Raw genomic sequence first — 12,651 nt, forward strand, 5'->3', positions numbered from 1 at the left:
AAGTCGACATCATTTCCGTTTCATTTACACCCTAAATCATCACTAATGCCACACATTTTACATAAATAGAGACCATTTCACAAAAGACTTTGGAATCATTTTCATAACATAGCTTTTTTCCGCGACATTCCACCTTTCTTGTCTGTTTTTCATACAATTCTCTTTGCGGCAGGAAAAATCCTTCCCGAAAAACAAGCAAAAAAAAGCCCGCTTCCTTTAAAGGAAGCAGGTAATGGGCGATTACAGCACCCGGGTCACGGCAGTTTTCACGTCTTCTAATATCAATTCCGCTGCACGCTGTGCTCCGCCGGCCGCTTTCAAGGATTCTCCGATCTCATCAGCTTTTTTCTGATATTCAGGATTTTCACTCAATTCTTTTATTGCTTCAGTAAGCAATTCCACTGTCACATTTTCTTTTTTAAACATCTTGCCCGCTCCCGTGTTTTCCACTTGGCTTCCGACGGCGAACTGATCTGCGCCCATCGGAATGACGATCATCGGGGTTTTGTAATAAAGCCCTTCGCTCGTACTGTTCATTCCGCCGTGCGTGATAAATAAGTCCGCTCTCTTTAAAATCTCAAGCTGCGGAACATAAGGCTTTACAATGACATTCTCCGGAATTTCATCCAGTTCAGCCGGGTCAAGATGTTTGCCGATTGACATGACGGCTTTCCCGTTAAAGCTTCTGGCTGCTTTTAAGCATTTATTAAACAATTCCTTCTGGTTGTTAAAAATCGTTCCCATTGAAATAAACAGGACGTTTTCCCCTTCTAGCTGTTCAAACGGGAAATCATGGGACGCCGCCCTGTCGGTAATGGACGGACCGACAAAGAGATAGGAATCTCCGAACTCTTCTTCTTTCGGCTGAAACGCTCTTGAAGTAAACACGATGGTTTTTCTGCCGTCATTTGAGAAAATATCATACGGCGTTTTAATGTCTGCACTGAATTCTTCATTGAGCTGGCTGACCGCTTCAGTATAAGCCGGATAATGGGATGATTCTTCTGATACAAGGTTTGTATTTGAGAAGACTTCTTTAATAAATGCTTCATTCATCGCAAATGTCGTACAAAGTGAATATGCCGGCAGTTTCAGCATGTTTCTCACAAGCCTGCCTGCCAGAAAATGATGATCGTACATGATGTAGTCGTAGGATTCATCTTTTACATCCTCAAGAATGCGGAGCGCGGCTTTTTTAGAGGTCTCAATCATTAATAGTAAAAACTCTGTAGCGTCCCGATGTTCATCACCCGTTGCGTTTTTTCCGAATTCATCTTTTCGGAAATCTTCGTATTCACGGAATTCCGCTCCGCTTGACGCGATTTTATTCTCATATTCCTTCACGCCGTAATATACGACATGTTCGCCCTTCGCCTTTAATTCCTTTACAACGCCTAAAGAGGGATTGATATGGCCTTCTCCCGGAAAGCCGATCATCAATACATTTGCCATCTTCCCACTCCCTGTTCTTTTAAATTTTATGTATATTTAAACAATAACATCGATACAGAAAAAGGTAAAGATGTTCACCTTATTAATATTAAATGGGTACAATATTCCCATTTTCTTATTATTTCGTATGAAGCGCCCGCGGCGAAACAAGCGGATACAGCCCGCCGTCTTTAGCAAAGGACATTTTCCCCGTTTCTTCTGAAACAACGAGCACGAGCGCATCAGTCACGGCCGAAAGACCCATCGCGGCTCTGTGGCGCGTCCCGTATTTGACGCCGACATTTTTTGTTGTGAGCGGAAGCACATTGGCCGCCGATACAACCCGGTTTTCTCTGACCAATACGGCTCCGTCGTGAAGCGGATTGCCGGGGTAAAAAATACTCTCAATTAAAGCTGAACTGATTTCAGCATGAAGACTTGTCCCTTTTTGTATCATTCCGTCCAGCGGATCTGCCCGTTCAATCACAATCAGCGCTCCGTGCTTCTCTTCTGCCAGATGCTGCACGGCTCTCGCCAGCTCTGTATAAGAAGGTGTAAAATGTTCGATATATGTCTGCAGGTAAAATGACGAAGCGACAGCCTGCATTTCCTGAAACGTATGTCCAAGTTCATCTAGTTCGCAAAGCAGGCATTGATCTTTTTCATCCAATGTCCGCAGTATCATTGCGGCATCCTCCGTAATTTGTTTCAGATACGTTTGAACGGCAGCGGTAAACGCACTTTCCGTCATTTGAGTGTGGCGCATGTCACATCAGCTCCTTTTCCTTATTTTCTGCATCGCGCGCATGGATATGCGCCGCAATGCGCACGATAATCAAGAAAGGAGGCGGGATTTGTATGGAACTCACAAGGCTGTTGCAGTATATCTGCACCTTTTTAGGTGTCATTTCACTTTCATTTATTTACGCAAAAATGTTTAAAAAGCCGAAGCCGGATAAAAAAGAGTAGGCCGGGTTTCATTGCTTTTTATACATAAAATGTTATAATTTCTCTCGTTAAAATAAAGAAACGGGGAACCTAACTTGAGAGAAACGAACACGATCGGCCAAAAGGTCAGACAGCTGTTACATATCTTCATTCCGATTTTGATTACACAGGCCGGTCTTTCTTTGATTACCTTTTTGGACACAGTGATGTCAGGGAAAGTGAGCGCCGCGGATTTAGCCGGCGTTGCAATCGGTTCAAGCCTGTGGACACCGGTTTATACGGGACTGGCAGGAATTTTGATGGCCGTTACGCCCGTTGTGTCGCAGCTGTTAGGAGCAGGCAGACAAAAGGAAGCGCCGTTTTCCGTCATTCAGGCCGTTTACGTAGCGGCCATTCTCAGTGCGGCGGTCATCCTTATCGGCTTTTTCACTGTTGATGTGATTTTGGGACATTTGGGCCTGGAGCCTCGTGTCCGGACGATCGCCAAACACTTTTTAGGGTTTTTATCCCTTGGCATTTTTCCTTTGTTTGTGTACGCCGTTTTGCGCTCGTTTATTGATGCACTGGGCAAAACGAGAGTCACTATGCTTATTACGCTCTGCTCACTGCCCATCAATTTTGTCTTGAATTATGTGTTTATTTTCGGGAAATTCAACATGCCGGCATTGGGCGGAGTCGGTGCGGGGCTTGCTTCCGCCCTGACTTACTGGTGTATTTGCGCTATCAGCTTTTTTATCGTCTCAAGATATGAGCCGTTTGCCGGGTACTCTGTATTTCGGAAACTGTACCGGTTTTCTCCGTCTGAATGCAGAAAGCTTTTGAAAATCGGTTTGCCTATCGGTTTTGCCGTATTTTTTGAAACGAGCATTTTTGCGGCTGTCACACTGCTTATGAGCCATTTCCAGACGGTGACGATTGCAGCCCACCAAGCGGCAATGAATTTTGCTTCCCTCTTGTATATGCTGCCGCTCAGCGTATCCATGGCGCTGACCATATTAGTCGGCTTTGAAGCAGGGGCAAAGCGCTACAGGGATGCCCGGTCATACAGCTATATCGGCATTGTGATGGCCCTTTGTTTTTCTTTATGCACGGCTGCTTTCATTTTGCTGTTCAGACCGCAAATCGCCGGAATGTATACATCAGAACCGGACGTGCTTATGTTGACGCAGCACTTTTTAATCTATGCTTTGTTTTTCCAGCTTTCTGATGCCGTGGCAGCTCCGATACAAGGCGCTCTGAGAGGATATAAGGATGTCAATTATACACTCGGTGCGGCTTTTGTTTCGTATTGGATCATCGGGCTTCCTCTCGGTTACGCAGTCGGCACTTATACGAGCCTCGGGGCCTACGGCTACTGGATCGGTTTAATTGCGGGACTCGCCGCAGGAGCTGTCGGATTATTCTTCAGACTGCTCAAGCTGCAAAAGCGTGATGTGAAAAAAATGATGATTTCATAGAGGAGGAACAGAAATGCCAACACATAAACTGCTGTACGATTATTTAACAGAACGGGCGGAAGAAATCAGTCAGACATGGTTTGATACCCTTCATGATACGGATCCTGATTCTGTTTATGCTTCTTCTGACCCGGCGGTAATCATGAATCTGAAAAAACAAAATCTGACGTTTAATTATCAAATCAATCGGATTTTTTCTGAGAAGAAGGAAGTTTATACAGCGGCATTGGAGAAGTGGGCGTTCGAAGCCGCACAGGATAAAGAACATTTAAAAACTCCTATCCATTACATCATTCGCGAGTTTATCAGAGTTCGTGATTTGTATGTCGGCCATGTAAAGCAGTTTACCAAACTGCATTCAGACACCGTCACAGAAGAAGATGCTGAAGATATATTCCATACGCTGATTAAATCATTTGATGTGGTCATCCATATTTTCATAGAAGAGATGTATAAAAACACACACATTCAGCTTGAAGCGCAAAAGGAGTTGATCACCGAGCTGAGTTCGCCTGTCATAGTGCTTTTTGACAATGTCGGACTGCTGCCGCTGATCGGGGATATTGACACGGCAAGAGCCAAAATGATCTTAGAAAATACGCTGCACCGATGTTCAGAGAAACGGATCACGCAGCTGTACATCGATTTATCAGGTGTGGCCATGATTGATACGATGGTTGCCCAACAGCTTTTCACTTTAATTGAATCACTCGGAATGCTCGGCGTGAAAGCGACATTATCCGGAATCCGGCCTGAAATTGCCCAAACCGCGGTGCAGCTCGGCCTGAGTTTTTCAAATTTATCAATACGGTCTTCGCTTGCGGAAGCGATCGCTTCCGATCTGACATAAAAAAAGGATAAGGCTGAAACGCCTTATCCCTTTTTTTATCAGTCTTTCCACGGATATGTCCAATACACTTCTTCTTCAAACCAGGTTTGGAGAACCGGCTCGTTATTTTTTATTTTTTCTTCCAGCTCTCTCAGCATACCTTCTGTTTGAGTGCGATGCGCTTTTAAGGCATTCATTTTAATATCGGCGACCTCTTTAATATCAAGAATGACATCAGGCTTGCCGACGGCTTCCTCCCTGTTGCGGGTGATTGCCATGCAAAGCGTGCGCGGGCGGTCCTCTTTTTTCTTTCTGTAAAGCGCTCTGATGACCGCTTCGCCGCATGCATCATGATCCGGATGGACGCCGTGTCCCGGATAGAATGTGACAATCAGACTCGGTTTTACATCGTCGATAATCTCTTCCATCATATCCGCGAGCCACTCGTCATCTTCAAATTCAAGTGTTTTATCACGAAGCCCGAGCATTCTCAGGTCAGTGATGTCCATTGCTTTACATGCGTCAATCAGCTCTTGCTTTCTTAACAGCGGCAGTGTTTCACGGTTTGCGAAAAAAGGATCCCCCATGTTTCTGCCCATTTCTCCAAGCGTTGCGCATGCATACGTAACGGGAATATCTTTTTGTCTGTGTAAAGCAATCAGCCCTGCCACTCCGTATGATTCATCATCAGGGTGAGGCAGGATGACGAGTACGTGTTCTTTCATGATTTTCACCCTTTTCTTTAAACTGTAAACGGCTTTTCGCTGATTTGAAGCGAAATCGCCAATTTTCCGCCCGGCAGATGCCCTGCCATTAACAGACGGTCTTCGTCATCTACTGTATATTCAGTCAGGCCTTCTGCATAAATCCAGCCCTCTTCAGTTTTCAAACCGACGCGGTACGGGCCGTTCCCTTTGATTTTCGCCTGATGGTACGTCACTTTTGCATTGCGTATATAGGCTACAACCGTCATGTTTTTCTCATTCAGATGCGCTGAATAAGAACCGGTCGTTGTTTCCAAATGGATATATACAGGACGATCGGCAAATCGTTCTAAAGAAGTTTGCACATCTTCTTTTATGATCGCTTTCATAGCTGCTCCCCTCTTTCTTCTTTTAAAAATTGCAATCGCTTCGTATGTAGTTCAACCAATTCATATTTCTCAATCGGCTGCAGCCGGGAATCTACAATTCGCTGCACCGCCAGAGCAAACTTTTCCTCAGGCGTCTTTCGGAGCCTCGGATGTGTTCTTTGATCAAGCAGTTCCAGATCAATTGCCTTCTCCGCTTCTTCAAGGGTTGAAGCCGGGAGTGTGCGATTGTTCCACAGCGCCTGATAGGCTTTTGCGATGTCTTTATCAGTGCCCATTGTACAGCTCCTTTACATACTCGTAATGATTATACATAATTTAAGCTATCACTGGAAAGCGAAAGGCTTAGCGGCTTTTTAACGGCCGTTTCCATTTTATCTGTGAAAAGGTAAACAAGAGCAACGCTGCCCATATACAAATGAAGGTAAACGCTTTTTGCCCGGAAAACGGCTCATGATATACAAACACGCCGAGCATAAGGGTAATGGTGGGCGATATATATTGCAAAATGCCGACTTGATACAGCGGCAGTCGCTTTGCCCCCTCTGCAAACAGTAACAGCGGCAGGGCTGTAAATACGCCTGCGAAAAAAAGGAGCGCCCATGTTTCTGCACCCAAGGACCCGGAAGCGCTCCCGTCAGACGCATAACCTAAGTAAATAAGAGCAGCCGGAGTAATCAGAAGCGTTTCCAATGTCAGACCGATTGTACTGGACATGCGGGTTCTTTTTTTGCATAGGCCGTACAGGCCGAAACTGAACGCAAGCAGCAACGCGATATAAGGAACTGCGCCATACTGAAACGCCGATATGATCACGGCCGCTCCGGCAATCGAAACGGCTGCTGTTTGCAGTCTGTTCAGCTTTTCTTTTAAAAATAGGATGCCCAAAAGAACGGAAACGAGCGGATTAATATAGTAACCGAGACTTGCTTCAAGCAAAAAGCCGTGGTTAACTGCCCATATGTACACAAACCAATTAATGGATATTAAAACAGAAGCGAAAAAAAGCGCCAGCAGGCCCCCTTCAGATTTTAAAAGACACAGTTCACGCCATCCGGTTTTCCACTTTTTTAGCACAGTTAAAAGCACACACATGAAAACAAACGACCATAAAATCCTGTGAGCTAAAATGTCCAATGCGGGTATATGTTCAAGCAGCTTCCAATAGACCGGAAACAGCCCCCACATGGCAAATGAACAAGCGGTATAAATGATTCCTTTTCTTGCGGTATTCCCTTGCACGGCCTTCCCCTTCCTTTCTGTAAACAGATTATATTATATCACGGGAAGGTTATGGCGGGCATATACTATGTTGTCCGTTAAGAAAGGGTGAGATGCCGTGTTTGATTGGAACAGATATTTTCCCTTCCAAAATCAGTTCTCTAAAGAAACGTTTAAAAATGCAGATCCGAAAGATGTCGAGACATATGTCAACCGAGTAATGGAAAGCGTATTCGGCGCCGGTTATGCCGGGCAGTTCCCTTTTCGCGACCCGATGTCCCAAAAGGCCGAGCCGGTCGAAGCAGAACCGCCCAAGCCGGAAATTGACCTGTTTGAAACATCCGATCATGTTTTTGCAAAAATTCCCGCTGAGCAGGATGAACTCGACCGGATCAGGATTAAGCATACGTCACACAGCCTCGTGGTAGAGAACAGCAGTCTGGCGGAAGGAAAAAAAGAAATTGTTCTTCCGAGCCTCGTCAAACGGAAAGGAACAAAAGCAGTCTATAAAGACGGGATGATTGAAGTCATGTTTTCAAAACTGGAAGACTACAATTTATCGGAAGTGGAGATTTTAAGATAAAAAAACGGCCCGCGTGATGCAGGCCGTTTTTTCTTTAATAAAATGGCGGGTAACCGCCGACTCCCGGCCCGAAACCGCCATATGGGCCTCCGTATCCGTAACCGGCGAAACCGTACGGATACCGGGGTCTCGTAAAACCTGTGGCAATGACGCCTCCGAGAAGACCGCCTAAAAAACCGCCGAATAAAGGAGCGCCGAACAGAAAAGGACTTCTCACCGGAAATCCGGCAGGTCCGAAATTCCCGCGATACAACGCATGACGAGGGTACATGTTTTTCCTCCTTTATGTCTGCCTATTCTTAAAGGTATTCATAAAGCGCAGAAATTGATTGGGCGATAGTAAAAGTGATGGATGTTGGTTAGTGAGTTGTAATGCGGATTTAAAGGATTAGATAAAAATCCTGTTTGCAATAGCGAATATCATAAAACATTTGATATTTGCTCCTGCTGCGGGTTTGAGTTCGGCTACAGTGAGGACCATGATGTAAGATTAGGGTTTATGGTTTTGACAAAGATTGACCATTTCATTAAGAAAAGGCTGCCTTGGGCAGCCTTTGTTATTCATGACATGATTCGTCTTTGACAGGCCCCCCGGGCTCGCAAAAACTGTCTGCCCATTTTTGCATTTCCTGAAAAACGGCTTGTAGGGCCATGCCTTTATCAGTCAGCTTATAAATGACTTTGACAGGCGTTTCAGGCAGCACCTGGCGCTCGACGATTTCATTTTGTTCCAGCTCTTTGAGCCGCTCCGCGAGCATTTTTTGGCTGATCGTCGGTATGGTTTCGGTCATATCTTTAAAACGTTTCGGCCCGTCCATCAGTACATGGATAATGAGGCCGTTCCAGCGCTTTCCCAAAAGAGAAAAAGCGGATTCCATTTTAGGACACATTGTATATCCCACGTGAGTTCATCCCTTCATCTATGAATTGACAAGTTTGCTGTAATCCATTAAAATTAGTTCCCGAGTTACATTTAGTAAGCTTCTAACTTTTCTATTATAATAACACGTTTATCCGAAGGAGGAAACAAGATGACATCCGTATTAGACGTTTTGAAAGAACGCGCATCCGTTAAAGAATACGATAAAGATGCGGTTATTACTAAAGAGGAATTAACAGAACTTCTGGACATTACGACGCAAGCCCCTTCTGCCTGGAACCTTCAGCATTGGCATTTCCAAGTATTCCACAGTGATGAAGCAAAAGCTGCCCTTCTTCCGGTTGCCTTTAATCAAAAACAGATTATTGAATCTTCAGCTGTCATTGCCGTATTAGGCGACTTAAAAGCAAACGAAAATGGTGAAGACGTTTATGCTGAACTGACTGAGCAAGGCAATATTACAGAAGAGATCAAACAGACGCTGTTAAGCCAGATTAACGGTGCATACCAAAATGAACAGTTTGCCCGTGATTCAGCATTTTTAAACGCTTCTTTAGCGGCGATGCAGCTGATGATTGCTGCAAAAGCTAAAGGCTATGACACTTGCGCGATCGGCGGATTTAATAAAGAGCAATTCGTGAAGGAATTCGACGTGAGCGAACGTTTCGTTCCCGTCATGCTGATTTCAATCGGTAAAGCCGTTAAGCCTGCGCACAAAAGCAACCGGATCCCTGTATCACAAGTGTCAACTTGGCTGTAAGATGAAAGAAACCCTTAGTCCGCTTAAGCAGACTAAGGGTTTTTTTTATAGGAATCGCTCACTGTACCAGGTTCGTGCCTGCTCGGCTTCCTGCTGTGTGAGCTGATGGCCGCCCTCCTGCCAAACAAGAGAAACAGATGCATCAGCAGCAGTCAGACACTGATAAAGCTCCTCCGATTCTTCTTTTGTACAAAGCGGGTCCCGCTTCCCTGCACCGATAAAAACAGGCAGCCCTGCCATATCTGGGAGCTTCACTCCGCGAATCGGCACCATCGGATGATGAAGAACCGCCCCTTTCAGTACGTCTTTATAATGAAACAAAAGACTTGCCGCAATGTTGGCACCGTTTGAATAGCCGGCAGCAATCACGTTTTCTCTGCTGAATCCGTACATTTGCGCCGCTTCATCAATAAAATTCTTTAATTCTTCCGTCCGTTCAATTAAATCTTTCTCATCAAATACGCCTTCTTTCAGCCGCTTAAAAAAACGGGGCATGCCGTTTTCAAGCACTGATCCTCTGACCCCGAGCAAACTTGCTTTCGGATCGATAAAACGTCCGAGCGACAGAAGATCGTGTTCATTCCCCCCCGTTCCGTGCAAAAGCAGCAGAACATTTTCTGACGTTCCCTGTTCAAATACATGTTTCATCATCATTCTCCTTTCTCCATTTTGGGAAGAATAGCGGTAATTTGACCGCGGTGCTCTTCCAGCCATTCCGGAAGTTTCAGCTCTGTACCGAGATTTTCAAAGGATTCATCCGTCATAAATCCCGGTTCATCGGTTGCCATTTCAAATAAAATGCCGCCGCTTTCTCTGAAATAGATTGATGTAAAGTAAGATCTGTCAAGAATGTCAGATGAAGCAAGATGAGAGTCAGCAAGAATATTCTTCCATTCCGCCTGCTCATTCTTAGTAGTGCGGAATGCGACATGATGAACTGTCCCGTAACCGCCGACACCTGCTTCTTTCGGCGCAAGGTCAACATCAATGATATGTCCGATCCGTGCCTCCGATTGCAGTCTGACAATCTGATTTTCTTCCCCTGTCTTTGAATAGCCGAAGCGTTCCATTAGAAATTGAATGGTTGCTTCAGGACGGTACGAGTACAAAAGAACACCTCTCATGCCTGTAATCGCTTCTTTTTCAGTAATGCCCGAAGGAGTCCATTCACTCTGTCCGCTTCTTTCATCTTCCATTATGGCAAGCGGCAGGTCTTCTGTATCATCAAAGAGAAGCACTTGTTCAGAAAGCACAGTCTGCTCTTTTACAGGTATGCCGTTTTCTTCAAGCCGGCGCTGCCAAAACGCGAGTGCCCCTTTCGGCACAGAGAAATAAATTCTTCCGGCCTGCCCTTTTCCCACGGTTCCCGGGCGGCTGCCCTGAAAAGGGAAAAATGTAATAATCGTGCCGGGTTCTCCGTTTTGGTTGCCGAAATAAAAATGATATGTGGCCGGGTCATCAAAATTAACGGTTTTTTTAACGAGCCGCAAGCCCAATACTTCAGTATAAAACCGCAGATTTTCAGCAGGATCTTTCGCAAATGCGGTAACATGGTGCAATCCTTGAGTATTCATTGTATTCACTCCTAAATATCTTGATTTCGAGATATTAACTATTCTAATTTACTATGAAAGAAGTTGCAACTAAAGTGTTTCGGTTAAAAAAGTAATAGAATTCTTTTTTTTCTGAAAAATATCTTGTGATCTTATCTGACAACTGCTATGATAAGGAGCATTATCAGGTTTCAGGAGGAAAGTAAATGGTCAGAAAAGCACTAATTTTCGTTCTTATTTTAATCCCTTTCAGCCAGCTGGCCCTTTTGTCAGTCGCTAATCGGGTTCATCCGATCATCATCGGGCTGCCGTTTTTTCATTTCTGGCTGCTTTTATGGATCGCAGTCACTCCATTATGTTCGTTTCTTATTTATAGACTGCAGAAGAAACAAGGAGGACTGGACTGATGCCCGCAAATATAACAGCATTGATCATTACAGCCGTCATCGTTTTAACCGTTGTCTGCATCGGCTTTATAGCCGGGAGAGACAAATCATCACGCACTTCTGTTGAAGAATGGTCTGTCGGGGGCAGACGGTTCGGCGGGCTGCTCGTCTGGTTTTTAGTCGGCGCAGACCTCTATACGGCTTATACGTTTTTAGGCTTGACAAGCACCGCCTACACAGGGGGAAGCGTAGCTTTTTTTGCAATTCCGTATTCTGTTTTGGCGTATTTTATTGCTTATTTCTTTCTGCCGAAGCTGTGGAAAGTGGCAAAAATCCATAAATTAACGACGCTTGCCGATTATGCCCGTGAGCGTTTTGACAGTAAGCTTTTGGCCAGTCTTGTCGCCATTGTCGGCGTTCTTATGCTCATTCCTTATATCTGTCTCCAGCTGAGCGGCATTCAGGATACGCTTCAGGTGGCCGGAACGGGTGTCATTAATGTTAATATGGTCGTTATCATCTCCTTTATTCTTGTAGCGCTGTATACCTTTTTCAGCGGAATTAAAGGGCCGACGTTTACAGCAATTATTAAAGACATTCTGGTATGGGTGATTATGCTGTTTATGGTCGTGTCGCTCCCGCTGATCCATTTTCACGGGTGGACACCGATGATTCACACCTTGGCGGAAAAAGCGCCGCAAATGCTGACGATCCCAGACTCGGGGCCGAAAGGAATTCCTTGGTTTATCACCGCTTCCATCGTATCTGCCTTGGCGCTCTTTATGTGGGCGCATGCGGCAACTGGTGTATTCACGGCAAAAAGCGCGGATGCCGTCCGCAAAAACAGCATGTTTCTTCCGCTTTATAATATTGTTTTGATTCTTGTTATTTTTCTCGGCTTTATCGCATTTCTTGTCCTGCCGGAAGATACTAACCCGCGGCTCGCTTTATTGAAGCTGATTCAAACGTCATACGGCGGGGTCGCCCAAGGCTTTGCTTATTCCACGATCGCTCTTGCGTCTTTGATTCCCTGCTCTATTATGGCGATCGGAGCATCAAACTTATTTGCGAATAACTTATATCGGGATTTGATTCACCCGAATGTGTCACCAAACAAGCTGACGATGATCACCCGTTCAATGGTATTTGTCGTCATCGGTCTCGCGCTTTTATTCGGTATGCTGTTCCCGACTGCGCTCGTTACGCTTCAGCTTCTCGGCGTTTCCGGCATGGTGCAGATCTTTCCGGCGATCGCCGTCAGTCTGTTTTGGAAGAATCAAACGAAAGAAGCGACAATTATCGGCCTTCTCGTCGGTCTTATCGTAACATTCACGGTAAATATCACCCAATCCGCCCACGGTATATATGAAGGCTTTTGGGGTTTGACCGCTAACATGGCAGCCGTTATTATCCTTAACCCGTTTTTTGTAAACAAAGCAGCCTCAAACGCCGTCAAAGACGGTTTATTCAAAAAAACGCCCTCTGATAAACTGAATCAAAAAGGCGCTTAACC

Annotated in this window: 16 protein-coding genes and 1 pseudogene; 7 read left to right on the forward strand and 10 right to left on the reverse strand. The window is 45.2% G+C overall.

Features of this window, described 5'->3' with window-relative positions:
* Positions 1 to 240 precede the first annotated feature (240 nt).
* Positions 241 to 1,452 carry a macrolide family glycosyltransferase gene (locus ABDB98_RS09850; RefSeq protein ID WP_438420058.1) on the reverse strand — a complete coding sequence of 404 codons (1,212 nt, stop codon included), beginning with the start codon at positions 1,450 to 1,452 and terminating at the stop codon, positions 241 to 243.
* A gap of 118 nt (positions 1,453 to 1,570) precedes the next feature.
* The gene (cdaS, locus tag ABDB98_RS09855; RefSeq protein ID WP_060962550.1) at positions 1,571 to 2,197 is read right to left on the reverse strand and encodes a sporulation-specific diadenylate cyclase CdaS; all 627 of its coding nucleotides are present in this window, start codon (positions 2,195 to 2,197) and stop codon (positions 1,571 to 1,573) included.
* Between the two features lie 277 nt (positions 2,198 to 2,474).
* Here cdaS and ABDB98_RS09860 point away from each other — a divergent pair, with 277 nt between their 5' ends.
* Both ABDB98_RS09860 and ABDB98_RS09865 read left to right on the forward strand, forming a co-directional pair.
* Entirely contained in the window at positions 2,475 to 3,836 is a 1,362-nt protein-coding gene (locus ABDB98_RS09860; RefSeq protein WP_438420059.1) for an MATE family efflux transporter, read from the forward strand.
* 13 nt (positions 3,837 to 3,849) lie between these two features.
* Complete coding sequence (locus ABDB98_RS09865; RefSeq protein WP_438420060.1) at positions 3,850 to 4,686, forward strand: STAS domain-containing protein; 837 nt, start codon at positions 3,850 to 3,852, stop codon at positions 4,684 to 4,686.
* A 38-nt stretch (positions 4,687 to 4,724) separates the two neighbouring features.
* Here ABDB98_RS09865 and bshB2 read toward each other — a convergent pair whose 3' ends face one another.
* From bshB2 to rarD, 4 genes are all read right to left on the reverse strand, one after another.
* A complete protein-coding gene (bshB2, locus tag ABDB98_RS09870) occupies positions 4,725 to 5,390 on the reverse strand; it encodes a bacillithiol biosynthesis deacetylase BshB2 (RefSeq protein ID WP_015417637.1) in 666 nt (221 codons plus the stop codon).
* 17 nt (positions 5,391 to 5,407) lie between these two features.
* On the reverse strand, positions 5,408 to 5,758 hold the full coding sequence (locus tag ABDB98_RS09875) for a YojF family protein (RefSeq protein WP_016936618.1): 351 nt from the start codon (positions 5,756 to 5,758) through the stop codon (positions 5,408 to 5,410).
* Entirely contained in the window at positions 5,755 to 6,033 is a 279-nt protein-coding gene (locus tag ABDB98_RS09880) for a hypothetical protein (RefSeq protein ID WP_060962547.1), read from the reverse strand. Before ABDB98_RS09880 ends, ABDB98_RS09875 begins: the two co-directional genes overlap by 4 nt.
* 67 nt (positions 6,034 to 6,100) lie before the next feature.
* Entirely contained in the window at positions 6,101 to 6,997 is an 897-nt protein-coding gene (gene rarD / locus ABDB98_RS09885; protein WP_438420061.1) for an EamA family transporter RarD, read from the reverse strand.
* Positions 6,998 to 7,094: 97 nt separating this feature from the next.
* Here rarD and ABDB98_RS09890 point away from each other — a divergent pair, with 97 nt between their 5' ends.
* Positions 7,095 to 7,559, forward strand: coding sequence for a hypothetical protein (locus tag ABDB98_RS09890; RefSeq protein ID WP_016936621.1), 465 nt, complete (start codon positions 7,095 to 7,097; stop codon positions 7,557 to 7,559).
* Positions 7,560 to 7,593: 34 nt separating this feature from the next.
* Here the strand turns inward: ABDB98_RS09890 and ABDB98_RS09895 are convergent, their stop codons facing one another.
* Complete coding sequence (locus ABDB98_RS09895) at positions 7,594 to 7,830, reverse strand: hypothetical protein (RefSeq protein WP_049628635.1); 237 nt, start codon at positions 7,828 to 7,830, stop codon at positions 7,594 to 7,596.
* Positions 7,831 to 7,932: 102 nt separating this feature from the next.
* On the opposite strand from ABDB98_RS09895, the pseudogene ABDB98_RS09900 reads away from it, so the two are divergent.
* Positions 7,933 to 8,091 (forward strand): annotated as a pseudogene (locus ABDB98_RS09900) (hypothetical protein); the annotation flags it as partial.
* A gap of 25 nt (positions 8,092 to 8,116) precedes the next feature.
* On the opposite strand, the gene ABDB98_RS09905 reads toward ABDB98_RS09900, so the two are convergent.
* A complete protein-coding gene (locus ABDB98_RS09905; RefSeq protein WP_060962546.1) occupies positions 8,117 to 8,461 on the reverse strand; it encodes a winged helix-turn-helix transcriptional regulator in 345 nt (114 codons plus the stop codon).
* 129 nt (positions 8,462 to 8,590) lie between these two features.
* On the opposite strand from ABDB98_RS09905, the gene ABDB98_RS09910 reads away from it, so the two are divergent.
* Positions 8,591 to 9,199 carry a nitroreductase family protein gene (locus tag ABDB98_RS09910; RefSeq protein WP_060962545.1) on the forward strand — a complete coding sequence of 203 codons (609 nt, stop codon included), beginning with the start codon at positions 8,591 to 8,593 and terminating at the stop codon, positions 9,197 to 9,199.
* A 45-nt stretch (positions 9,200 to 9,244) separates the two neighbouring features.
* On the opposite strand, the gene ABDB98_RS09915 is transcribed toward ABDB98_RS09910, so the two are convergent.
* A complete protein-coding gene (locus tag ABDB98_RS09915) occupies positions 9,245 to 9,847 on the reverse strand; it encodes an alpha/beta hydrolase (protein WP_438420062.1) in 603 nt (200 codons plus the stop codon).
* Positions 9,848 to 9,849: 2 nt separating this feature from the next.
* Positions 9,850 to 10,773 carry a ring-cleaving dioxygenase gene (locus tag ABDB98_RS09920; RefSeq protein WP_438420063.1) on the reverse strand — a complete coding sequence of 308 codons (924 nt, stop codon included), beginning with the start codon at positions 10,771 to 10,773 and terminating at the stop codon, positions 9,850 to 9,852.
* Between the two features lie 185 nt (positions 10,774 to 10,958).
* On the opposite strand from ABDB98_RS09920, the gene ABDB98_RS09925 reads away from it, so the two are divergent.
* A complete protein-coding gene (locus tag ABDB98_RS09925) occupies positions 10,959 to 11,159 on the forward strand; it encodes a DUF3311 domain-containing protein (protein WP_003153716.1) in 201 nt (66 codons plus the stop codon).
* Positions 11,159 to 12,649: a sodium:solute symporter family protein gene (locus ABDB98_RS09930; protein WP_438420064.1), complete on the forward strand. Its 1,491-nt coding sequence runs from the start codon at positions 11,159 to 11,161 to the stop codon at positions 12,647 to 12,649. The genes ABDB98_RS09925 and ABDB98_RS09930 overlap by 1 nt, the downstream gene beginning before the upstream one ends.
* Positions 12,650 to 12,651: the final 2 nt, after the last annotated feature.

The organism is Bacillus siamensis, from assembly GCF_051628075.1.
Taxonomy (GTDB): Bacteria; Bacillota; Bacilli; order Bacillales; family Bacillaceae; genus Bacillus; species Bacillus siamensis.

What these genes read in the sequence shown, in the direction of transcription:
- ABDB98_RS09850 (WP_438420058.1), bottom strand. Translation starts at nt 1,452, where the DNA reads ATGGCAAATGTATTGATGATCGGCTTTCCGGGAGAAGGCCATATCAAT.
- cdaS (WP_060962550.1), bottom strand. Translation starts at nt 2,197, where the DNA reads ATGCGCCACACTCAAATGACGGAAAGTGCGTTTACCGCTGCCGTTCAA.
- ABDB98_RS09865 (WP_438420060.1), top strand. Translation starts at nt 3,850, where the DNA reads ATGCCAACACATAAACTGCTGTACGATTATTTAACAGAACGGGCGGAA.
- bshB2 (WP_015417637.1), bottom strand. Translation starts at nt 5,390, where the DNA reads ATGAAAGAACACGTACTCGTCATCCTGCCTCACCCTGATGATGAATCA.
- ABDB98_RS09875 (WP_016936618.1), bottom strand. Translation starts at nt 5,758, where the DNA reads ATGAAAGCGATCATAAAAGAAGATGTGCAAACTTCTTTAGAACGATTT.
- ABDB98_RS09880 (WP_060962547.1), bottom strand. Translation starts at nt 6,033, where the DNA reads ATGGGCACTGATAAAGACATCGCAAAAGCCTATCAGGCGCTGTGGAAC.
- ABDB98_RS09895 (WP_049628635.1), bottom strand. Translation starts at nt 7,830, where the DNA reads ATGTACCCTCGTCATGCGTTGTATCGCGGGAATTTCGGACCTGCCGGA.
- ABDB98_RS09910 (WP_060962545.1), top strand. Translation starts at nt 8,591, where the DNA reads ATGACATCCGTATTAGACGTTTTGAAAGAACGCGCATCCGTTAAAGAA.
- ABDB98_RS09915 (WP_438420062.1), bottom strand. Translation starts at nt 9,847, where the DNA reads ATGAAACATGTATTTGAACAGGGAACGTCAGAAAATGTTCTGCTGCTT.
- ABDB98_RS09920 (WP_438420063.1), bottom strand. Translation starts at nt 10,773, where the DNA reads ATGAATACTCAAGGATTGCACCATGTTACCGCATTTGCGAAAGATCCT.
- ABDB98_RS09925 (WP_003153716.1), top strand. Translation starts at nt 10,959, where the DNA reads ATGGTCAGAAAAGCACTAATTTTCGTTCTTATTTTAATCCCTTTCAGC.
- ABDB98_RS09930 (WP_438420064.1), top strand. Translation starts at nt 11,159, where the DNA reads ATGCCCGCAAATATAACAGCATTGATCATTACAGCCGTCATCGTTTTA.